The following is a 20,857-nucleotide window of genomic DNA, read 5'->3' on the forward strand; positions in this document are numbered from 1 at the left end:
TGTGCCGGACTACAGAGGCACGCGCAGTGCGCCGTCGATCAGTTCGGCTGCAGCGGCCGTGCCCGCGCAGCCACTGCGGACCAGATGTTCACGCACCGCTCTGAGTCTGTCGCGCAGGCGCTGGGACTCCATTCCCCGCGCCTGCTCCGCCATCTGCACGGCGGTGGCCACCGCCTTGTCGGCGTTGCCCTGGCGCAGTTCGATCGTGCTGAGCATGGCGAGCCGGTGCACCCGGCCCCGGTCGTGGGCCGGGTTGTCGACGGCGGCCGCGGCGTGCGCGGCGGCGGCCGCGAGTTCGCCGAGGCTGAGGAGCGCCTCCGCCACCTGGACGTTGACGAGTCCCGGCTGGACATAGCCGGTCTCGTCGGGCTCGTATCCGCGCCGGATGCGTTCGGCGGCCTGCTCCGCCCGCCGGATGCAGGACAGCGCGGTCGTGCCGTCGCCGAGGTGGGCGTACGCCTTGGCCTGCATCGCGTAGAGGTCGCAGGCGAGCGCCGGGGTGATGTGCTTGCCCGCGGCCCTGAGCGCGGCCTCGGCGAAGGCGACGGCCTGGCGGTACTCCCGCATGAACAGGGACTGGTTGACGAGAAGTGCGATCACATACGCGCCGAGTCCCCTGTCCCCACTGGCCTTGGCGAGCCGGAGCGCCTGGTGGAAGTAGCGCTGGGCGAGACCGTGCGCGTCGGAGTCGTAGGCGCAGATGCCGGCGACGGCGACCAGTCCGCCGGTGGCCCGGTGCAGTTGACGGCCCGTCCCGTCGGTGTAGCTGCCGCGCAGCAGCGGGGCGGCCTCGGCGTTGAGGAAGCCGACGATCCGGCTCCGGGTCGCCACCCCGCCGGCCTTGCGGTACATCTGCTCGTAGTGGGTGCGGGCCGCGCGCAGCATCTCGATGTCGGCGTGGGTGACCCGGTGCCGGCCGCCGCGGGAGACGTCGACGTCCTCGGGCGGGTTCTCCCACTCCCACACGGGCATGACGGCGGGCGTGCCGGTGACCGCGGGGGCGCCCAGGATGTGCGGGCGCTGCTGTTCGTCGGAGCGCCACAGGGCGGTGGCCCGCTCGACGAAGCCGGACAGGGAGGTGCCGTGCGGGGCGGAGGGCTCGCCGGGGACCCCGAGGCCGATGTCGTCGAGGGTCACGGGGCGTTGGAGCCGGCCGGCGAGCACCTCGCAGATCAGGTCGGGCACCTGGCCGCGCGGGCGCTGGCCCTTCAACCACCGCGCCACGGCGGTGTGTTCGTACCTGAGCGCCAGGCCGCGTGCCCTCCCCGCCTGGTTCACATGTGCGGCAAGCCCCGCGTGCGAGATCCCGGCTTCGTCGAGGATCGCGTCGAGCAGAGTGTTGGGCTGCATATATGCCCCCCGGGTGGCTCGGTGCCGTCAGATTAGTGGGTTCGTCTTCACACGGGGTGTGATCGGAGTGCTCGAATCCGCAGGGTGTGCGCACTGTTGCGGAGAGTTTCCAGCCGGTTGACTGAATTGCCTCGCAAGAGGCCGGCTGGGCCGCCGGCTCCCCCTCGTACAGTGCGGTGGCCTGGCCGTGGGCCGAGGGGGGCGACTAAACACCGTTGCCCTGGAGGTGCGTTGTCGACCGCGGCGCCGTCGTGGCCGTTCGCGCAGTTCCACGCGCCCCTTGGGTGGGCTGCAGTTGACGGTCGTTTTTCAGCACCAGTAAGGCCACGTCATCCTTCGGGGTGCCACCCGAGTGGTGAAGAAGTGCCGTGAAAACCCTGCCCAGAACCGCTTGAGGCGTCTCTCCTGCATCCCTGAGCACCTCGCGCAGGGAAAAGAAACGGCCACCGGCGTCCCTCGCGTCCTCGGCACCGTCCGTGTGCAGGACCAGGCTCTCCCCCGGCAGCAGCTGCCCGCACCGCAGCCCCGACAAGTCGGCGGGCAGCGGGAACGGGCCGAGCGGCGGCATCGGGTCCACGCGGGAGAGCGGCTCGACGAGCGACCCGCTGAGCAAGTACGGCCACGGGTGACCGCAGTTGAGCGCGTGCAGCTCGCCGTCCCGGCCGATCTCCAGCAGGAGCAGCGTGACGAACTCCTCGGCGACCGTGCAGTCCCGCTCGGCGCGCTCGCGCAGGTGGCGGGCGAGGGCGCGGTCCAGTCTGCGCAGCACGCCCGCGAGTTCGGGCTCGTCGTGGACGGCCTCGCGGAAACTGCCGAGGACCGCGGCGGCCGTCCCGATGGCGGCGAGGCCGTGGCCGCGCACGTCCCCCATGACGACTCGGACGCCGTGCTCGGTGGCGACGGCCTCGTACAGGTCGCCGCCGATGGTCGCGCCCCGGTCGGCGGACAGCTGGGCCGCGGCCACGGTGAGCCCGTCGACGCTCGGGGGCAACGGCCGCAGCAGCACGCTCTGGGCGGCGCCCGCGACCTGCTTGGCCTGCCTGAGCTCACGCAGCAGAGCGCGCCGGACGTGGACGATCAGCCCGGTGCCCACCGCGAAGAACACGGCACTGGTGACGACCCGCGCACCCAGGCCGTTCTGCTGTGCGAGCGGGCAGGTCAGCTTGTAGGTGATCGCGACGGCACCCCACACGGTGGGCAGGCCCATCGAGAGCACACGGCGCAACGACCCCACCCGGGGAACAGCAGCCTTGATGCACATCATGCCGACGGCCCCCCAGCTAGGCCCTGCACACGCGATCGGACCGGCCTCGAAAGGCCGGTCCGATTCTGTCGACCGTATGAGCCGAAAGGGCCAGATCACCAGGGAAAGTCACCCTATCGAGTGAGGTGACCCGATAGGGGTGACCTAGCCGCGGAGGACCGCTCCCGTACGCTCGCCCGCCAGGGCGACCGCCGCGTCCCGAGCCGCCGACGCCTCGTCCACCGTCAGCGTCCGGTCAGCCGCACGGAACCGCAGCGCGTACGCCAACGACTTCCTGCCGTCGCCCAGCTGCTCCGGGTTCTCGTACACGTCGAACAGCCGGATCGCCTCGAGGAGTTCACCCGCGCCCTCGCGCAGCGCGGCCTCGACCTCGGCGTGCGGCACGAACTTGTCGACGACCAGGGCGACATCCTGCGTGGCCACCGGGAACGTGGAGATGTTCGGCGCCTGCGGGGTGTCGTCGCCGGCCGCCTCCAGGACGTCCAGGTCCAGCTCCATCGCGCAGGTGCGCGCGGGCAGCCCGAACGCCTTCACGACCCTCGGATGCAGCTCACCGGCGTGACCGACGACGGTGTCGCCGACCACGAACTCGGCACAGCGCCCGGGGTGCCACGGCCCGTACTGACCGCCCCGCACGACCAGCTCGACGCCGGCCTCACGCGCGACCAGACGCCCGGCCTCGACCGCGTCGGCCCAGTCGGCCGGACGGCCCTTGCCCCACCAGCCGGCCTGCTCGCGCGCCCCGGCGAGCACCACGGCCACGTGCCGCGGCTGCTCCGGCAGAGCTGCGTCCAGTTCGGCGATCTCGGCGTCCGTGGGACGCCGGTCGACCGGCAGCACCGCGGCCACCCGCTGCTCCGAGCGCGGCAGGAAGACCAGCCCGGTCTCGAACAGCGCCAGGTCGTGCGAGCCCCGCCCGTCGTTGCGTCGCAGCGCACCGAGCAGACCCGGCAGCAGGGACGTACGGAGCGCGGGCTCCTCGTCGTTGAGCGGGTTCGTCAGCCTGACGACCCGGCGGGCCGGGTCGTCAGGCTCAAGACCGAGCTGGTCGAAGACCTGCTCGCTCACGAAGGGGTAGTTCGGCGCCTCGACGTACCCGGCACCGGCCAGCACCCGTCCGGTCCGGCGGTGCAGCCGCTGGCGGTGGGTCAGGCCGCGGCCGGCCGGCGGCCTGGGCAGCGTGGAGGGCAGGTTCTCGTAGCCCTCCAGTCGGATGACCTCTTCAGCGAGGTCGTTGATCTCCTGGAGGTCGGGACGCCAGGACGGCACGGTGACGATGAGCTCGTCCTGCCCGTACACGTCGCAGCCGACCTCCTGGAGACGCCGTACGACGGTCTCGCGGCCGTAGGAGACACCGGCGACCTTGTCGGGGTGGTCCGCGGGGACGCTGATGGTGTGCGGGGCGGACGGGGCGACGACCTCGGTGACACCGGCCTCGGCGGTGCCGCCCGCGAGCAGCACCAGCAGGTCGACCGTGCGCTGCGCGGCAGCGGCGGCGGCCTGCGGATCGACACCGCGCTCGAAGCGCCGGGACGCCTCGGAGGACAGCTTGTGGCGACGGGCCGTACGCGCGATGGAGACCGCGTCGAAGTGCGCGGCCTCGATGACGACGTCGGTCGTGCCCTCGGCCTCGGAGTGGTCGGCGATCTCGGTGTTGGCGCCGCCCATGACACCCGCGAGACCGATCGGGCCGCGCTCGTCGGTGATGACCAGGTCCTCGGCGTGCAGCTTCCGCTCGACGCCGTCGAGGGTCTTGATCTGCTCGCCCTCGGCCGCCCTGCGGACGCCGATGGTGCCCTGGACCAGGGAGCGGTCGTAGGCGTGCAGCGGCTGGCCGAGCTCCATCATCACGTAGTTGGTGACGTCGACGGCGAGCGAGATCGGGCGCATGCCGACCTTCTGGAGCCGGCGCTGGAGCCAGATCGGCGAGCGGGCCTCGGGGCTCAGACCGGTGACGGTGCGCGCGGTGAAGCGGTCGCAGCCGACCGGGTCGGAGACCTGGACCGGGTAGCCGTAGGCGTTCGGGCCCGGCACGTCGAGCAGCGCGGGGTCGCTCAGCGGGAGGCCGTAGGCGATGGCGGCCTCGCGGGCCACACCGCGGATGGACAGGCAGTCGCCGCGGTTGGCGGTGACGGCGATGTCGAGGACCTCGTCGACCAGCTCCAGGAGCTCGATGGCGTCCTTGCCGACCTCGGTCTCCGGCGGCAGCACGATGATGCCGTGGCTGCCGTCGTCGCCCATGCCCAGCTCGTCGCCGGAGCAGATCATGCCGTGGGAGGTCTTGCCGTAGGTCTTGCGGGCGGAGATGGAGAATCCGCCGGGCAGCGTGGCTCCCGGGAGGACCACGACGACCTTGTCGCCGACGGCGAAGTTCCGGGCGCCGCAGACGATCTCCTGGGGCTCACCGGTGCCGTTGGCCTGGCCGACGTCGACCGTGCAGAAGCGGATCGGCTTCTTGAAGCCCTCCAGCTCCTCGATGGTCAGCACCTGGCCGACGACCAGGGGGCCCTTGAGGTCGGCGCCGAGGTGCTCGACGGACTCGACCTCGAGACCGGCCGAAATGAGCTTGGCCTGGACGTCACGGCCGGTTTCGGTCGCCGGCAGGTCGACGTACTCCCGCAGCCAAGAAAGCGGGACCCGCATCAGATCTCCATCCCGAACGGCCGGGTGAACCGGACGTCACCCTCGACCATGTCTCGCATGTCCTCGACGTTGTGGCGGAACATCAGCATCCGCTCGATGCCGAACCCGAAGGCGAAGCCGCTGTACTTCTGCGGGTCGACACCGCAGGCGGTGAGCACCTTGGGGTTGACCATCCCGCAGCCGCCCAGCTCGATCCAGCCCTCCGAGGAGCAGGTGCGGCAGGGGCGGTCGGGGTTGCCGACGGACTCGCCGCGGCAGACGTAGCACACCATGTCCATCTCGGCGGACGGCTCGGTGAAGGGGAAGAAGTTCGGGCGCAGCCGGGTCTTCATGCCCTCGCCGAACAGGGCCTGGACCATGTGGTCCATGGTGCCCTTGAGGTCGGCCATGGTGAGACCCTCGTCGACGGCCAGCAGCTCGACCTGGCGGAAGACCGGGGTGTGCGTGGCGTCCAGCTCGTCGGTGCGATAGACGACGCCGGGGCAGATCACGTAGACCGGCAGCTCACGGCTGAGCAGCGAGCGGATCTGCACGGGCGAGGTGTGGGTGCGCAGCACGACACCGGACTCGGTGCCGCCCTGCGGGCCCTCGACGAAGAAGGTGTCCTGCTCACCACGGGCCGGGTGGTCCGGGCCGATGTTGAGCGCGTCGAAGTTGAACCACTCGGCCTCGACCTGCGGGCCCTCGGCGACCTCGTAGCCCATGGCCACGAAGACGTCCTCGATGCGCTCGGAGAGCGTGGTGAGCGGGTGGCGGGCGCCGGCCGGCACACGGTCGTAGGGCAGTGTGACGTCCACCGCCTCCTCGACCAGCACGCGCTGGTCGCGCTCCGCCTCCAGCTCGGCCTGGCGGCCGGCGAGGGCCTTGTTCACCGCGCCCCGGGCCTGGCCGACGAGCTTGCCGGCGGCTGCCTTGGCGTGCGGAGGCAGGGCGCCGATCTCGCGGTTGGCGAGCGCCAGCGGCGAGGTGCCCCCGGTGTGGGCGACCTTGGCCTCCTGGAGCGCGTCGAGGGAGTCCGCCGCGGCGAAGGCGGCGAGCGCCTCCTCCCGCATGCGCTCGATCTCTTCGGGTTTCAGGGCCTCGACCTCTACAGGGTCGTACGACTTGTTCGGTGCCGACATCTCTTCCCGTGCTTCCGATTGGCTGGCTGAAGGTCCCCGTCACCGACTCGCGCCGTCTCTTTCGGACGGACCGTCCATGGGACACAAAGGTGCCAAAGGCCGAGTCTAACGGGGTGGAGGTGTACGGATGCGCCCGTGGGCTCTCAGCTCAGGTAGGCCGGAGCGCTCACGGGCAACGTAAATCGGAACTCGGCGCCGCCCTGGGGGCCGCGGCCGACCGTGATGGTGCCGCCGTGGGCTTCGACGATGCCCTTGACGATGTAGAGCCCGAGGCCGGTGCCACCGCGCTTGCTGCCCCGCCAGAAGCGGGTGAAGACGCGGTTCATGGACTCCTCCGGGATGCCGGGGCCCTCGTCGCTCACCGTGACCGACGTACCGGTGTCCTCCCCTTCGCGGGGTGACTCCGTGGGCGTGATGGCAATCGTGACGGTTCCCTCGCCGTGCCGCACCGCATTTTCCAGCAGGTTGCTGAGCACCTGGTCGATCTTGTCGGGGTCGGCCCACAGGGCGGGCAGCGGCTGCTCCAGGCGCAGCAGGAACCGGTCGGCGGCGAGGCCCGCGGCGACGTAGGCCTGGATGTGGCGTCCTACGGCGGCGCCGATGTCGACGGGCTGGCGCCGGACCTCGAGGCGCCCGGAGTCGATGCGGGAGATGTCGAGGAGCTCGGCGATGAGCCGGGTGACCCGGTCGGCGTCCGCGTCGACGGTCTCCAGCATCAGGCGCTTCTGGTCGTCGGTGAACCTCTCCCACTTGGCGAGGAGGGTCGCGGTGAAGCCCTTGACGGAGGTGAGCGGGGAACGCAGCTCGTGGGCGACGGTGGCGATCAGCTCGGCATGGCTGCGTTCGGTGCGGCGGCGGGCCTCGGTGTCGCGCAGGCTGACGACGACCCGGTGGACGGGTCCGGTGGGCCGGACGCGCACGTACTGGGCGGAGACGAGGACCTCACGGCCGCCGGGCAGCAGCAGGTTCCGCTCGGGCTGCCGGCGGCGGATGGCGAGGCCGCCGTAGGGATCGGTCAGCTGCCACCAGCGGCGCCCCTCGAGGTCCTCTAATGGCAGGGCCTTCTCCAGCCGCTGTCCGAGGGCCTCCTCGGCGGGCAGGGCGGTGATCCGGGCCGCAGCGGCGTTGAAGCAGATCACGCGGCCCTGCTCGTCCGCGACGACGAGGCCGTCGGGCAGCTGGTCGGGATCGATGCCGAGCTCGACGGGACCACCGGCACAGGCCTCGGACACGCCTTGCGCGCTCCTCGTGCCGACACTCATCCCCGCACCCCACCTCTCAGGCGTCTGAGGGGCCCCCGAGCTGGTCACCCTACTGGTTGTCGGTGACGGAGCGGCACCCTCCGGGGGCGCGCTGTGCACGGGCTGACGCATAGAGACATACGGCGGCCGCGGTGGCGAGGTTCAGGCTCTCGGCCCTCCCGTGGATCGGGACGCGCACCACGGCGTCCGCGAGTGCGCGGGTCTCCTCCGGGAGCCCCCAGGCCTCGTTGCCGAACACCCAGGCGGTCGGCCCGCCCATAGTGCCCTGGTCGAGTTCGTCGTCGAGGTCGTCGGTCCCGGCCCCGTCGGCGGCGAGAATGCGCACCCCGGCCCGCCTGAGCCCCTCGACGGCCTCCTCGACGGGCACGCCGACGGCGACGGGCAGGTGGAAGAGGGAGCCCACGGAGGCCCGTACCGCCTTGGGGTTGTAGAGGTCGACGGAGGCGTCGGTCAGCACGACGGCCTCGGCACCGGCGGCGTCGGCGCACCTGAGGACGGTGCCGGCGTTGCCCGGGTCCCGCACATGGGCGAGGACGGCGACCAGCTGGGGGCGGGCGGCGAGGATCTCCTCGAAGGGGGTGTCCAGGAACCGGCAGATCCCGACGAGCCCCTGCGGGGTGACGGTGGTGGAGATGTCCGCGATGACGTCCTCGGCGGCGAGGTGCACACGGGCCCCGACGGCCCGGGCCTCGCCGACGATGTCGGCGTACCGCTCCGCGGCCTCCACGGTGGCGAACAGCTCGACCAGTGTGTCCTTGTGTCCGGCGGCCTCCCGCACGGCCTGCGGCCCCTCGGCGAGGAACAGCCGCTCCTTGCCCCGGAAGTTCCGCCGGGCCAGCCGCCGGGCGGCCAGGACGCGCGGCGACCGGGGGGAGATCAGCTCGGGGGTGACGGGGGACATTCGACTCACCTTCGGTACCAGTTTTCCGCCGCAACGGCGATCGACCACGACGGCGGATCTGGGGTCCCCCCACGCCCTTGAGGCAGTGGGGGAGGTGCCGAGCCGTCCCGCACCTCTCAACGCAACGGACCCGCAGGCAGAAACCCACGGGTCCATCCAGTCACGTCGGCCTAGGCCAAATGCGACGTCACGCGGCCTTGGGGGCGTTGACGTCGTCCGGCAGGGCCTTCTGAGCGACCTCGACCAGCGCGGCGAACGCGGTGGCGTCGTTGACGGCCAGCTCGGCCAGGATCTTGCGGTCGACCTCGATGTTCGCGGCCTTCAGACCCTGGATGAAGCGGTTGTACGTGATGCCGTTGGCGCGGGCAGCGGCGTTGATGCGCTGGATCCACAGCTGACGGAAGTCACCCTTGCGCTTCTTGCGGTCGTTGTAGTTGTAGACCAGCGAGTGGGTGACCTGCTCCTTGGCCTTGCGGTACAGGCGCGAACGCTGACCGCGGTAGCCGGAGGCCGCCTCGAGGATCGCCCGGCGCTTCTTGTGGGCGTTGACTGCCCGCTTGACGCGTGCCACTTGTTAACTCCTTGTAGCGGGGCCGTGGTTGGACTCACACGGCCCGGTATCGATTGGGTCCCGGTCCAGACGTGCGGCGCTCAGGCAGGGCGCCGCGGACGTCACTTGCCGAGAAGCTTCTTGATCTTCGCGGCGTCGCCCGGGGCCATCTCGGCGTTGCCGGTGAGGCGACGCGTCACGCGGGACGACTTGTGCTCGAGCAGGTGGCGCTTGCCGGCGCGCTCGCGGAGCACCTTGCCGGAGCCGGTGATCTTGAAGCGCTTGCTGGCACCGCTGTGCGACTTGTTCTTCGGCATAGCGCCGTTCTCTCCTCGTCGGTGGCGCTCCGGTGCCCGGTCCTGAAACCGGGCACTGTGAGCGTCGCTCTTGTATCGGTTGTGTCCTGGGGACTGACGTCCCCGGGGGTCACGCCTCGGCGGAAGCCTCGGCCGGGGCCTCGATCGCGGCCTCGTCCTCGGGGTGCTCGGACTCCGCGGCGTTCTGCGACTTGCCGGGATTGGCCTTCGCGTCTGCCTTGCGGGCTTCCTGCGCCTGGCGGGCCTCGGCCATCGCCTCGGTCTTCTTCTTGTGCGGACCGAGAACCATGATCATGTTTCGGCCGTCCTGCTTCGGATTCGACTCCACGAAGCCGAGGTCCTGGACGTCCTCCGCGAGCCGCTGGAGCAGTCGGTAGCCCAGCTCGGGCCGGGACTGCTCGCGACCACGGAACATGATCGTGATCTTGACCTTGTCGCCCTGCTTGAGGAACCGGACGACGTGACCCTTCTTGGTGTCATAGTCGTGCGGGTCGATCTTCGGCCGGAGCTTCATCTCCTTGATGACCGTGTGCGCCTGGTTCTTGCGCGCCTCACGGGCCTTCATGGCCGACTCGTACTTGAACTTCCCGTAGTCCATGAGCTTGCACACGGGCGGACGGGCGTTCGCCGCGACCTCGACCAGGTCCAGGTCGTACTCCTGCGCAAGCTCCAGTGCCTTGGCCAGCGGGACAATGCCCACCTGCTCGCCACTGGGACCGACAAGTCGCACCTCGGGAACGCGAATCCGGTCGTTGATGCGGGGCTCGGCGCTGATGGATCCTCCTCGGTTAGCACCACACGGCGGTCTGGCGGACAGCCGCGTATGTCATTTTCGTCAGACCTAACCGCGCCGAAGCACAAAAAATGCCCCGGACGATCACAGACGGGGCTCCAAACACTGCCGGAGCACCGCCGCGATCATGCGGGGCGCGCTTTCGGGCGACTCCATCGTCCGTACGGAACGATGGTGGCCGCCTGACCGGGGTGACCCGCCGTCCCTAAGGGCGGCCGGGTGGGAGATCGGAGCCTCCACTTGTGGGCCGGTCACACTTACACACAAGCGTGTCCAGCCGGTCGTCACACAAGGTTAGCAGCATCCGGGGGGTGGTGCGAACCGGCGTGCACCGGGCCCTATCGTGTGGGGCATGAGTGACACCCCTCCCCCGTCTGCTGACTCCGCCGGCTCTCCCGACTTCGACGAGATGACCCGCGACATCGCCGAGGTCCCCGCCGTCGAGGTGATCGTGACGGTCGCGGTCAACCTGATGAGCGCCGCCGCCGTGAAGCTCGGTCTGACCGAGGAGGGCGACAAGTACAAGGACCTGGACGAGGCCCGCAAGCTGATCCACGCCCTCGCCGGTCTCCTCGACGGAAGCGCGACGGAGATCAGCTCCTTCCACGCGGCACCGCTGCGGGACGGCCTCAAGTCCCTCCAGCTGGCCTTCCGCGAGGCGTCCCTGGTCCCGGACGAGCCGGGCCAGGGCCCCGGTGAGAAGTACACCGGGCCGGTCTACGGCTAGCTCATCCCCGTACGTACAAGGGCTCGCCCGGAGGCGTGGCCCCGGCCGGCAGCACCGCCAGGTCGAGGCCGCGCACCAGGCGGGCCCTCAGCGTCTCGTCTCCGGCGAGGCGCTCGGCGACGGCGCGCGCGGCGGTCGCGGGGGTCGCGGACGGCTCCAGCACGAGAGCCAGCGTGCCGTCGGCCTGTCCCGGCCCGAGGTGGGCGCGCAGGACGGCGGGCTCGGCGGCCACGACGTCCCGTACGGCCGCGATCACGGCCGGATCGGCGAGCGGGTCGGCGCTCACCCGGCCCTCGGCGAGCGCGCGCAGCGCCGGGCCCGTCAGCTCGAAGGACACCGGACCGGCCAGGTCCAGGACGACCGTGTCGGCCTTCTCATGCGCGGCGGCCTGCAGCGCCTGGTGCAGGGGTACGGCGACGGGGCGGGCCTCGGGGTCCCAGCGGGCGAGGGACTCGGTGGAGGTGAAGGCCGGCAGGGCGGTCCGGGATCCGGCCTTCAGCGTCGGGACGGCCATGTCGCTGGTCTTCTCACGGCGCAACCCGTTCTCGTCCTCCTCGACCTCGCCGAGCACGGCCACCACGGGGACGAGCAGCCGGGCGCCCTTGAGGGCCGCGAGGACGGGGCCCACGGCGGCGCGGTCCTCGGCCCAGGCCGCGAGCGCCGCGCTCAGCCGGGGATCGGCGGAGCCGTCGTCGTCGGAGAAGCCGGGGTCGGGAATGTTCTTGTTCGCCACGGTCACCGACCCTATAGGGGGCTTGCTGCTGCGGTTGTGCGGGCCCGGAAACCCGCCCGTGACGGCTTTCACGGGTTTCTCAGAGTTCGCTGACACAGCTCTAACGTCCGTCTAACGGCCCGCACAGCCGACGGCCCGAGCATCGGCGGCATGGAGTCCTCCAGAGCCGTCCGACGCCCCGTCCGCAGGTCCCCCCGGCGGCCCTTGCTGTACGCCGCGCTCGCCTCCGTCGCCGTCGTCGGCGCCACGGCCGCGGGGACCGTGTACGTGAAGGCGCAGGCGCACTCCGGCAGCGGCGCAGTATCGTCGGCGGCGACGCCGTCGGCCTCCGGCTCGCCGGCGACCACGACTCAGGAGGCGGCCGTGGCGGAGCCGGTGGTGGATCTCGACGCGCGACTGGCCGACGCCATGAAGTCGGTCGGCGTGACGGGCGAGCAGAAGGTGTCGGCAGCGGTAATCGACCTGGGGTCGGGCGACAGCGCGGTCCACGGCGACGGCGCCTTCGACACGGCGAGCATCGTGAAGGTCGACATCCTCGCGGCGCTGCTGCTGCGGCACCAGGAGGCCGGGACGCGGCTGAGCGCGCAGGAGAAGGCGTACGCCACCACGATGATCGAGAACAGCGACAACGCCTCGGCATCGGCGCTGTGGGACGCCATCGGGAGGGCGGCGGGGCTCGACGCGGCCAACGCCAAGCTCGGCTTGACCGGCACGGAGGGCGGCGACGGGGCGCTGTGGGGGCTCACCCAGACCACGGCGGCCGACCAGCTCACCCTGCTCCAGCAGGTGTTCGGGGACGACTCGGAGCTGAGCGGGGCCTCGCGGTCGTATCTCCAGGGGCTGATGGGGCAGGTGGAGGCCGACCAGCGGTGGGGGGTGTCGGCCGCGGGCGACCGCTCCGGGTGGGCGCTGAAGAACGGGTGGCTGCCGCGCAGCACGACCGGGCTGTGGGACGTCAACAGCATCGGGCGGGTGACGGTGGACGGGGACGAGTACCTGGTGGCGGTGCTGTCGAACGGCAGCCCCACGCAGGCGAAGGGTATTTCGCTGGTGGAGGCGGCGGCGAAGGCCGCGGTGTCGGTGTTCACGGGAGCGGACCCGTCGGTGTCCGCGTCGGCGAACGCCACCGGTGTGGCGGCTCGCTGAGGTTTCGCCCCGCCTCAGAAACCCTCGTAGGACTGCCGGGGCCCCCGTCGGCCACGCCACAGGACCACCGCGGCGATCAGCAGCGCCACGCCCAGTCCGCCCGCCAGCGGGGCTGCCCAACTGGCCGTGTCGTCCTCGGACTTGGCGGTGTCGGGGCCGGATCCGAAGTACTTGTCGCCGTAGGAGGCCGGCTGCAGGCCCGCCGGTTTCAGACGGGCCGCCGCCTTGAGCGCCGCCGCGGGGTCGACGAAGCCGAAGCCCCGGGAGTCGTCACGGCCGCCTGCCGGGGCGTTGCGGGCCGTGTCCTCCAGGAGCCGTTTGACCTGCGCGGGCGTCAGGCCGGGGTGGGCGGCCTTGACGAGGGCGACCGCGCCGGAGACGAACGCGGAGGCGGCGCTGGTCCCCCAGCCCTCGTAGTACTTGTGGTCGGGGTCGGCGATGACCACGTCGTCCCCGGGGGCCGCGACGGTGGCGTACCAGCGGCGGGTGGAGAAGGAGGCGCGGGTGCCGAACTTGTCGACGGCGGTGGCGGCGATGACGCCCGGGTAGGCGGCCGGGTAGGAGATGTGGTCGCCCTTCTCGCCGCCGTTGCCCGCCGAGGCGACGACGACGGCGCCCTTCTTCAGGGCGTACTGGACGGCGTCGTCCTCACCGGCCTCGGGGTGCGCGGAGGCGGAGTCGTCGCCGAGGGAGAGGTTGATGACGTCGGCGCCGTGGTCCGCGGCCCAGCGGATGCCCTCGGCGAGGGCGTTGCCGCGGGTGTTGCGGGCCTTGGCGCGGGCCGGGTCGCCGTCCTCCAGGATCACGCGGACGGGGAGGATCTTGGCCTCGGGGGCGATGCCCATGACGCCGTCGCCGTTGCCGACGCCGTGTCCGTGGCCGGCGATGATGCCGGCCATGGCGGTGCCGTGCCGGGCCCAGGCGCGCTGTCCCCGCACGGCCCCGAAGCCGATCATGTCCTTGCCGGTGAGGACGTTGCCGACGAGGTCGGGGTGGTCGTCCTCGACACCGGTGTCCAGGACGGCGACGGTGACGCCCGCGCCCTTGGTGGTCTGCCAGGCCTGCTGGGTGTGCATGGCCTCGAGGGCCCACTGCTTGGCGCGGATGCCGTCGGCGTGCGCGGCGGTGGGCGGGACGAGGGCGACGGAGGCGGCGAGGAGGACGCTCAGGAGGCCTGCCCGGCGGGTGGTGACGCTCATGAGGGCTGCTCCGGGGGCGAGGTGACGGTCTTGCGCAGCGCGCGTTCGACACGGTCGGCCAGGCCCTGGGCCTCGTTGCCGAGGCCGGCCTGGGCGGCGGGGCTGGTGTCGCCGGACTCCATGGCCTTCTCGGCGGGCTCCGGGGTGTCGACCGTACGGCCGTCCGCCCAGCCGGAGACGGCGTAGGCGACGACGGGGGCGTCGGTGAGGACGGAGATCGTCCAGGAGGCCCGCTGCGCGGCGCCGAAGCCGGCCGCGAGGGTGTTCTTCGCGGCGTACGGGAGGGGCATCAGGTCGGTGCGGGTGTCCAGGCCCTCCCGGGCGAAGCGGGTGTCGAGGTCGCGCATCGCGGTGGCGTCGGCGTCGGTGAAGAGGAGGCCGACGGTGGTGACGTAGCTCTGGGTGGCGTCCGTGTACGTGGCGCGCAGCAGGCGTTCGCAGCCGACGGGGGCGAGGGCCTTGCGCAGCAGGGGGTCGAAGGCGTCCTTGCAGCCGCTGTCCGGGGCGACGGCGATCCGCGTCCAGGTGCGGTCGGCTCCGCCGGGTCCGGCGCCCTGGCCGTCCACGGTGGGCGGGAACAGCCGGTCGACGGGCACGCTGTGCCAGAGCTCGCCGGCCTGGGCGAAGGTGTCGCCGCCGCCCTCGTCACCGGAGTCCCCGATCAGCCAACTCCCGGTCACGGCACCGCCGATGAGCCCGAGTCCGAGCACGGCGCACGCGGCCACGGCGGCGATCCGGGGAGGAATCCGCACTCCCCACGACCGCTCCTTGTAACCGACCTCGGGCTCCCCGAACGACACAACGGGCCGCCCGCTGCCGGGAGTTGCGCCATGCGCGGGCATGGAGGCGCTCCAGGACAGCGCCGGGTCGGGCATCAGCGGCGCCCGTACCCCGGCACCCGGGGTCGCCGCGGAGGGCGGCTCGGCGGGGGGCGGGGGTGTGGTCGGCGGGGCCGCGGGGGGTGGGGGCGCGGTGGGCCGGCCCGCGGAGGCGGGGGCCGTACGCGTCGAGCCCGTACGGACGTCTCCGGACGCCGGTTCCGTCGGCACGGGCCGCATCCGGAAGGTCGTCTCGAACGCGGTCTCGGCGGGTGCGCCGGGACGACGTGGAGGCGCGGAGGGCCGTGAACTCGGGCGGGGCGGCACGACACCGGAGGTGCCGGGAGCCTGTGCGGGAACGGCGTCGGGACGACGTGGGGGCACGGAGGGCCGCGAACTCGGACGGGGCGGCACGACACCGGAGGTGCCGGGCCCCTGTGCGGGAACGGCGCCGGACTCGGGCGGCAGCGGACCGGGACCGACGGTCCCTGGCCTCGGCGTGCGCGGCTCGGTGCCCGGCGTGGAGGTGCCTCCGCGCGGTCGGGGCGGGGCGGAGTCGGGGGCGGGGGTCGCCGTGCCGGGACCGGACGCCGGGGGCATGTCGGGGAAGCGGGCCGAGGCCGGGGGCGGGGGCATGGTGCCGCCGGGGGCAGGGGCTTCCCGGTCCGGGGAGCCGGGGCGGCGGGCCTGAGAACCGGGAGCGGAGCGGTCGTCGCTGCCGGACGGCACGGAGGCCGACGCCGCCCCGGAGGATGCCGAGCCCGCGCCACGGTGCGCCGACGGGTTCCCGGGGCGGGGCATGGCAGGGTTCGGCGAGGCGTCCCCGGGGTGGGACGCACCAGGGTTCGCCGATGCGTTCCCCAGGCGGGACGCACCAGCATCCGCCGATGCGTTCCCGAGGCGGGACGCACCAGAGTTCGCCGACGCCGCCCCGGGGCGAGACGCACCAGCGTCCGCCGACGCGTTCTCGAGGCGAGACGCACCAGAGTTCGCCGACGCGTTCCCCGTGCGGGACCCGCCGGGGTGCGCCGCTCCCTGGGGCGATCCCTGGGCCGGGGTGCCGGAGCCGTTGGCGCCGGTCGCGGGGGCGTGGCCCTGGGGGCCGCCGGCCCCGGGGCCGCGGCCCTCGGGCATGGTGCGCGTCTCACCGCTGGTCGGTGTCGAGCCGGGGCCCGCGTCGTTGCTCGTTCGTATCGGGGGCCGCCCCGCGGGGTCCTGCGCCGGGGGCCGCTCCTCGCCCGCCGCACCGGCCTCCCGCCGGTCCGCGCCGCCGGAGCCCCGTCGGCCGTTCTCGGCGGAGTCCTGCCAGTCGAAGCCGCCGAACATCGGCCGGCCCTGCGCTCCCGTGCCCCGTCGGCCTCGCTCGCCGAAGGCCTGCCACTCGGTGTCGTCCGTCACACGTGCGCCAGGAGCGGTGAAATCCCGGCCCGCGGACGCGTCCTGTTCGCTTCTGCCGGGCCTCTCGCCCGTCCCTCGTGACTGCTCCGGGGGCGACTGGGGCGCCTCGGCGCCGGGCTCGCCCAGGCCCACCGTCGGCGGCTGTGCCGGCCGTGGAGGAATCGAGGCGCGGCGGGCTTCCGTACTCATGCACCCCCCGTTTCCTCAAGTCCGGGCCGTTCTGTCATGCGCGGGCCCTCGTCGGAGTCGCCGGTGTGGAAGACGGCCGTCCGGGCACGCATACCCGCACGGAAGGGCCGGCATCCCGGCGCGGCGGCGACGGGGGGCGAACAGCCCTGCGTGCGTGCGCGTCACTCTACGGGTTGTTCCTGGGCGAACGGGAACCAGTCCACCAGGCCGGGGGCATCTGCCCGGAACGTCCCCCTACCCTGCGGTAATCCTGTCTGGCAGGCTTCGTTCATGACTGCGCGCGCCGCCGACCGGGCCCGTTACGACCGGGCCACCGCCCATCTCGACGCCCCCCTCGCGATCGTTGACCTGGACGCCTTCGACTCCAACGCGGACGATCTCGTCCGCCGGGCGGCGGGCAAGCCGATCCGCGTCGCCAGCAAGTCCGTGCGTTGCCGCGCGCTGCTCGAACGCGTGCTGGCGAAGGACGGCTTCGCGGGCATCATGTCCTTCACCCTCGCCGAGTCCCTGTGGCTGGCCCGGAGCGGCTTCGAGGACATCCTGCTCGCCTACCCGTCCGCCGACCGCTCCGGGTACGCCGAACTGGCCGCCGATCCCAAGCTGGCGGCCGCCGTCACCGTGATGGTGGACAGCCCCGAGCAGCTCGCCTTCATCGACGAGTCCCGGGCGGGCGGCACCGAAGTCATCCGGGTCTGCCTGGAGTTGGACACCTCGCTGAAGCTTCTCGGCGGCAAGGTGCGCGTCGGCGCCCGGCGTTCGCCGCTGCACTCCCCCGCGCAGGTCGCCGACATGGCGCGGGCCGTGGCGCGACGGCCCGGGTTCCAGGTCGTCGGGATCATGGCCTACGAAGGGCACATCGCCGGTGTCGGGGACTCGGTCGCCGGGCGGCCGTTGCGTTCGCGGGCGGTGCGGCTGATGCAGGCCACGGCCCGCAAGGAGCTGGCCGAGCGGCGGGCGGCGGTGGTGCGCGCGGTGCGGGCCGTCGTACCGGACCTGGAGTTCGTCAACGGCGGCGGCACGGGCAGTGTGCAGCACACCGCCGCGGAGGACGCCGTCACGGAGATCGGCGCGGGTTCGGGGCTGTACGTGCCGAGGCTGTTCGACAACTACACGTCCTTCAGCGGGCGTCCGGCCGCCCTGTTCGCCATGCCCGTCGTGCGCAGGCCCGGGGTGGGCGTGGTGACCGTCCTCGGCGGCGGCTACCCGGCCTCCGGTGCCGCCGGACCCGACCGGCTGCCGGTGCCGTATCTGCCGGAGGGGCTGAAGTACGACCCGCAGGAGGGACCCGGCGAGGTGCAGACCCCGCTGCTCGGCTCCCCCGCCGACGATCTGCTGCTCGGCGACAAGGTGTGGTTCCGGCACGCCAAGGCCGGTGAGCTGTGCGAGCGGTTCGAGAAGCTGCACCTGATCGAGGGGGACGCGGTGACGGAGACCGTCCCGACGTACCGCGGTGAGGGCCACACGTTCCTGTAGGTCAGCGGTCGACGGACCGGATTCCCCTGGTGATCCGGTCCATGTCGGCGAGCGGCGGGCCGTCCGGGCCCGCGTCGAAGGCGAAGCGCACGACGACGGCGTCCGGGGGTCCGCCGCGGGCCGGGGCGACGGCCAGCGTCTGGACGTAACCGCCGGGTCCCTGAGCCGTCCGCACCCGCCAGCGCACCAGGTATCCGGCGCGTCCGGAGACGGCGACGTGCTCCGACCTGACGATCCGGTGGCTGCGAATGGCGCCGTAGGAGCTGTCGGCGGCCTGCGGTATGTCCTTCTCGGCGAGGGCTTCCGGGGATCTCGCCGGGTTCCCGGGCAGCGTCCGGGCGAAGACCTTGCCGCCCCCGGTGGTCATCACCACGTTGTCGCGGGTCACGTACTTCGCGGGGACCCAGCCCTCGGGCAACGGCAGGCTGATGCCGTCGAGTTCGTCGACCAGGCGGGACGGTGACGGGGGCGGCGTCGGGGCCGGGGACGGGGAGGCCGGGACGGGCGGCGGTGCGGTGACCGTCGGTGCCGTGTCCGCCACCACGTCGTCCCCGTGGCCCCGGGCGAGGGCGAACGCCCCGCTGACGATCGCCGCGACGAGGACGGCCCCGGAGACCGTGAGGGCGACGGCCTTGGCCCGCCCCGAGGCCCCGCCGGCCGCTCGTGGCGGGCCGGGCGCCCCGGGGAGGCGCCGGTGGTCCGTCCAGGCGGTCCCGTCCCACCGGCGCTCCAGATGCGGGGCGTCGGGGTCCGGGTACCAGCCGGGCGGGAGCGTGCTGCTCATTGGGGCACTGTAGGGCGGGACCTACAGCGGTGTGACGTACGCCCCCGAGATGCCGCCGTCGACGAGGAAGTCGCTGGCGTTGACGAAGGAGGAGTCGTCGCTGGCCAGGAAGGCGACGGCGGCGGCGATCTCCTCGGCCTCGGCGAACCGGCCGACCGGAATGTGGACCAGGCGGCGGGCGGCCCGCTCGGGGTCCTTGGCGAACAGTTCCTGGAGCAGCGGGGTGTTGACCGGCCCGGGGCACAGGGCGTTGACGCGGATGCCCTCCCTCGCGAACTGCACGCCCAGTTCCCGGGACATGGCGAGCACGCCGCCCTTGGAAGCGGTGTAGGAGATCTGCGAGGTCGCCGCGCCCATCCGGGCCACGAAGGACGCCGTGTTGATGATGGAACCCTTGCCCTGGCGCTGCATGTAGGGGATCGCGGCCTTGCAGCACAGGTAGACGGAGGTCAGGTTGACCTCCTGGACGCGCTTCCAGGCCTCCAGCCCTGTCTCCAGGATGGAGTCGTCGTCGGGCGGCGAGATGCCCGCGTTGTTGAAGGCGACGTCGACGCTGCCGTAGGTGTCGTACGCCGTCCTGAACAGGGCCTCGACCTGCTCCTGGTCGGTGACGTCGACCTTCACGAAGATGCCGCCGACCTCCTCGGCGGCGGCCTTGCCGCGGGCCTCGTCGACATCGGCGCAGACGACGTTCGCGCCCTCGGAGGCGAGCCGGCGGGCGGTGGCGAGCCCGATGCCGCTGCCGGCTCCGGTGATGACGGCCGTACGGCCGACAAGGCGACGGCACACAATCTGATCGGTCACTGGGCGGGGCCTTCCGTGCTGATGAAGACGTTCTTGGTTTCGGTGAAGGCGGTCAGGGCGTCCGGGCCGAGCTCGCGGCCGAGTCCGGACTGCTTGTAGCCGCCGAAGGGGGTCCAGTAGCGGACGCTGGAGTGGGAGTTGACGGACAGGTTGCCCGCCCTGACGGCCCGGGAGAGGCGCAGGGCGCGGCCGATGTCGCGGGTCCACAGGGAGCCGGAGAGGCCGTAGGGGGTGTCGTTGGCGAGCCGGATCGCGTCCTGTTCGTCGGTGAAGGGCAACAGGACGGCGACCGGGCCGAAGATCTCCTCACGGGCGGCCTCGGAGTCGGGCGCCTCGCCGGTGAGGACGGTCGGGGCGAACCAGAAGCCGGGCCCGTCGGGTGCGCTGCCGCGCAGGCCGGGGGCGTCCTCGGGGACCAGGGCCCGTACGCGGTCCAGTTGCTGACGGGAGATCAGCGGGCCCATCTGGGTCTTCTCGTCGGCCGGGTCGCCGACGACCACCGCGCTCAGGGCGTCGGCGAGCAGCTCCCGGACCTCGTCGTAGACGGGTTCCTGGACCAGGATCCGGGTGCGGGCGCAGCAGTCCTGGCCGGAGTTGTCGAGGAAGGAGAAGGGGTCGACGGCCGTGCGCAGGTCCGCGTCGGCGAAGACGATGTTGGGGCTCTTGCCGCCGAGTTCGAGCGTGACCGGCTTGACCTGGCGGGCGCAGCGCTCCATGACGTCACGGCCGGTGCGGGTGGAGCCGGTGAAGACGATCTTCGCGACGCCGGGGTGCTCGACGAGGGCGGTGCCCGCGACCGGCCCGTGGCCAGGCAGCACCTGGAACAGGCCTTCCGGCAGCCCTGCCTCCAGGGCGAGCTCGGCGAGCCGCAGGGCGGTCAGCGGGGTCGTCTCGGCGGGCTTGAGGACCACCGCGTTGCCGGCGGCGAGCGCGGGGGCCGTGCCCCAGGCGGCGATCGGCATGGGGAAGTTCCAGGGCGCGATGACGCCGACCACGCCGAGTGGTTCGAGGATCGTGACGTCGAGGCCGCCGGGGACCGGGATCTGGCGGCCGTTCAGCCGCTCCACTCCGCCCGCCGCGTAGGCCAGCAGATCCCGGACGTTGCCGGCCTCCCAGCGGGCGTTGCCGAGGAGGTGGCCGGCCTCGCGGACCTCCAGCCGGGCCAGTTCCTCCACGTGCTGGTCGACGACGTCGGCGAACCGGCGCAGCAGCCGGGCCCGGTCGGCGGGGGCCGCCGCGGCCCACTTCACCTGTGCCGCTGCGGCTCGGGCGACCGCCGCGTCCACGTCGGCCGCGGTGGCGGCGGGGACGGTGGCGACGACCTCCTCGGTGGCCGGGTTGAGGACGGTCAGCTCATGCTCGTTGGACGACGGGGACAACGAAGT

At 72.5% G+C, this 20,857-nt stretch carries 19 protein-coding genes; 4 read left to right on the forward strand and 15 right to left on the reverse strand.

Annotated features, from left to right (window positions below):
* Positions 1-9: 9 nt before the first annotated feature.
* From IOD14_RS30540 to infC, 9 genes are all read right to left on the reverse strand, one after another.
* Positions 10-1,350, reverse strand: coding sequence for a transcriptional regulator (locus IOD14_RS30540; protein ID WP_123988028.1), 1,341 nt, complete (start codon positions 1,348-1,350; stop codon positions 10-12).
* Positions 1,351-1,555: 205 nt separating this feature from the next.
* Complete coding sequence (locus IOD14_RS30545) at positions 1,556-2,614, reverse strand: PP2C family protein-serine/threonine phosphatase (RefSeq protein WP_212672068.1); 1,059 nt, start codon at positions 2,612-2,614, stop codon at positions 1,556-1,558.
* A 144-nt stretch (positions 2,615-2,758) separates the two neighbouring features.
* A complete protein-coding gene (gene pheT / locus IOD14_RS30550; protein ID WP_212672069.1) occupies positions 2,759-5,257 on the reverse strand; it encodes a phenylalanine--tRNA ligase subunit beta in 2,499 nt (832 codons plus the stop codon).
* Positions 5,257-6,378: a phenylalanine--tRNA ligase subunit alpha gene (pheS, locus tag IOD14_RS30555; protein ID WP_212672070.1), complete on the reverse strand. Its 1,122-nt coding sequence runs from the start codon at positions 6,376-6,378 to the stop codon at positions 5,257-5,259. The genes pheT and pheS overlap by 1 nt, the downstream gene beginning before the upstream one ends.
* A 143-nt stretch (positions 6,379-6,521) precedes the next feature.
* The gene (locus tag IOD14_RS30560; protein WP_212672071.1) at positions 6,522-7,640 is read right to left on the reverse strand and encodes an ATP-binding protein; all 1,119 of its coding nucleotides are present in this window, start codon (positions 7,638-7,640) and stop codon (positions 6,522-6,524) included.
* A gap of 49 nt (positions 7,641-7,689) precedes the next feature.
* Positions 7,690-8,541: an RNA methyltransferase gene (locus tag IOD14_RS30565; protein ID WP_123988033.1), complete on the reverse strand. Its 852-nt coding sequence runs from the start codon at positions 8,539-8,541 to the stop codon at positions 7,690-7,692.
* Positions 8,542-8,728: 187 nt separating this feature from the next.
* On the reverse strand, positions 8,729-9,112 hold the full coding sequence (gene rplT, locus IOD14_RS30570; protein ID WP_020137982.1) for a 50S ribosomal protein L20: 384 nt from the start codon (positions 9,110-9,112) through the stop codon (positions 8,729-8,731).
* 101 nt (positions 9,113-9,213) lie between these two features.
* Entirely contained in the window at positions 9,214-9,408 is a 195-nt protein-coding gene (rpmI, locus tag IOD14_RS30575) for a 50S ribosomal protein L35 (RefSeq protein WP_003977225.1), read from the reverse strand.
* 109 nt (positions 9,409-9,517) lie between these two features.
* Positions 9,518-10,183 (reverse strand): translation initiation factor IF-3, encoded by a 666-nt coding sequence (gene infC / locus IOD14_RS30580; RefSeq protein WP_123988034.1) that lies wholly within the window; start codon positions 10,181-10,183, stop codon positions 9,518-9,520.
* Positions 10,184-10,553: 370 nt separating this feature from the next.
* Between infC and IOD14_RS30585 the strand changes: the two genes are divergently transcribed.
* A complete protein-coding gene (locus IOD14_RS30585) occupies positions 10,554-10,928 on the forward strand; it encodes a DUF1844 domain-containing protein (protein WP_212672072.1) in 375 nt (124 codons plus the stop codon).
* Between the two features lies 1 nt (position 10,929).
* On the opposite strand, the gene IOD14_RS30590 is transcribed toward IOD14_RS30585, so the two are convergent.
* Positions 10,930-11,661, reverse strand: coding sequence for an SseB family protein (locus IOD14_RS30590; protein WP_212672073.1), 732 nt, complete (start codon positions 11,659-11,661; stop codon positions 10,930-10,932).
* A 150-nt stretch (positions 11,662-11,811) separates the two neighbouring features.
* Between IOD14_RS30590 and IOD14_RS30595 the strand changes: the two genes are divergently transcribed.
* Positions 11,812-12,807 (forward strand): serine hydrolase, encoded by a 996-nt coding sequence (locus IOD14_RS30595; RefSeq protein WP_212672074.1) that lies wholly within the window; start codon positions 11,812-11,814, stop codon positions 12,805-12,807.
* Between the two features lie 14 nt (positions 12,808-12,821).
* On the opposite strand, the gene mycP is transcribed toward IOD14_RS30595, so the two are convergent.
* Both mycP and IOD14_RS30605 read right to left on the reverse strand, forming a co-directional pair.
* A complete protein-coding gene (gene mycP / locus IOD14_RS30600; RefSeq protein WP_212672075.1) occupies positions 12,822-14,006 on the reverse strand; it encodes a type VII secretion-associated serine protease mycosin in 1,185 nt (394 codons plus the stop codon).
* Complete coding sequence (locus tag IOD14_RS30605; RefSeq protein WP_249126105.1) at positions 14,003-14,848, reverse strand: hypothetical protein; 846 nt, start codon at positions 14,846-14,848, stop codon at positions 14,003-14,005. The genes mycP and IOD14_RS30605 overlap by 4 nt, the downstream gene beginning before the upstream one ends.
* Between IOD14_RS30605 and IOD14_RS30610 the strand changes: the two genes are divergently transcribed.
* Together IOD14_RS30610 and IOD14_RS30615 are read left to right on the forward strand one after the other, a co-directional pair.
* Positions 14,847-15,515, forward strand: a complete 669-nt coding sequence (locus IOD14_RS30610) for a hypothetical protein (RefSeq protein ID WP_212672076.1) — start codon at positions 14,847-14,849, stop codon at positions 15,513-15,515. The two genes, IOD14_RS30605 and IOD14_RS30610, sit on opposite strands and share 2 nt — an antisense overlap.
* A 1,166-nt stretch (positions 15,516-16,681) precedes the next feature.
* On the forward strand, positions 16,682-17,884 hold the full coding sequence (locus IOD14_RS30615; RefSeq protein WP_212672077.1) for an amino acid deaminase/aldolase: 1,203 nt from the start codon (positions 16,682-16,684) through the stop codon (positions 17,882-17,884).
* 1 nt (position 17,885) lies between these two features.
* Here the strand turns inward: IOD14_RS30615 and IOD14_RS30620 are convergent, their stop codons facing one another.
* The 3 genes from IOD14_RS30620 to IOD14_RS30630 are packed head-to-tail and all read right to left on the reverse strand — an operon-like array spanning position 17,886 to position 20,851.
* Complete coding sequence (locus tag IOD14_RS30620; protein ID WP_212672078.1) at positions 17,886-18,668, reverse strand: DUF2510 domain-containing protein; 783 nt, start codon at positions 18,666-18,668, stop codon at positions 17,886-17,888.
* Between the two features lie 21 nt (positions 18,669-18,689).
* Entirely contained in the window at positions 18,690-19,472 is a 783-nt protein-coding gene (locus IOD14_RS30625; RefSeq protein WP_123988041.1) for a 3-oxoacyl-ACP reductase, read from the reverse strand.
* Entirely contained in the window at positions 19,469-20,851 is a 1,383-nt protein-coding gene (locus IOD14_RS30630; protein WP_212672079.1) for an aldehyde dehydrogenase family protein, read from the reverse strand. The genes IOD14_RS30625 and IOD14_RS30630 overlap by 4 nt, the downstream gene beginning before the upstream one ends.
* Positions 20,852-20,857: the final 6 nt, after the last annotated feature.

The sequence above is a fragment of the Streptomyces sp. A2-16 genome (assembly GCF_018128905.1).
In the GTDB taxonomy this organism is placed as follows: domain Bacteria; phylum Actinomycetota; class Actinomycetes; order Streptomycetales; family Streptomycetaceae; genus Streptomyces.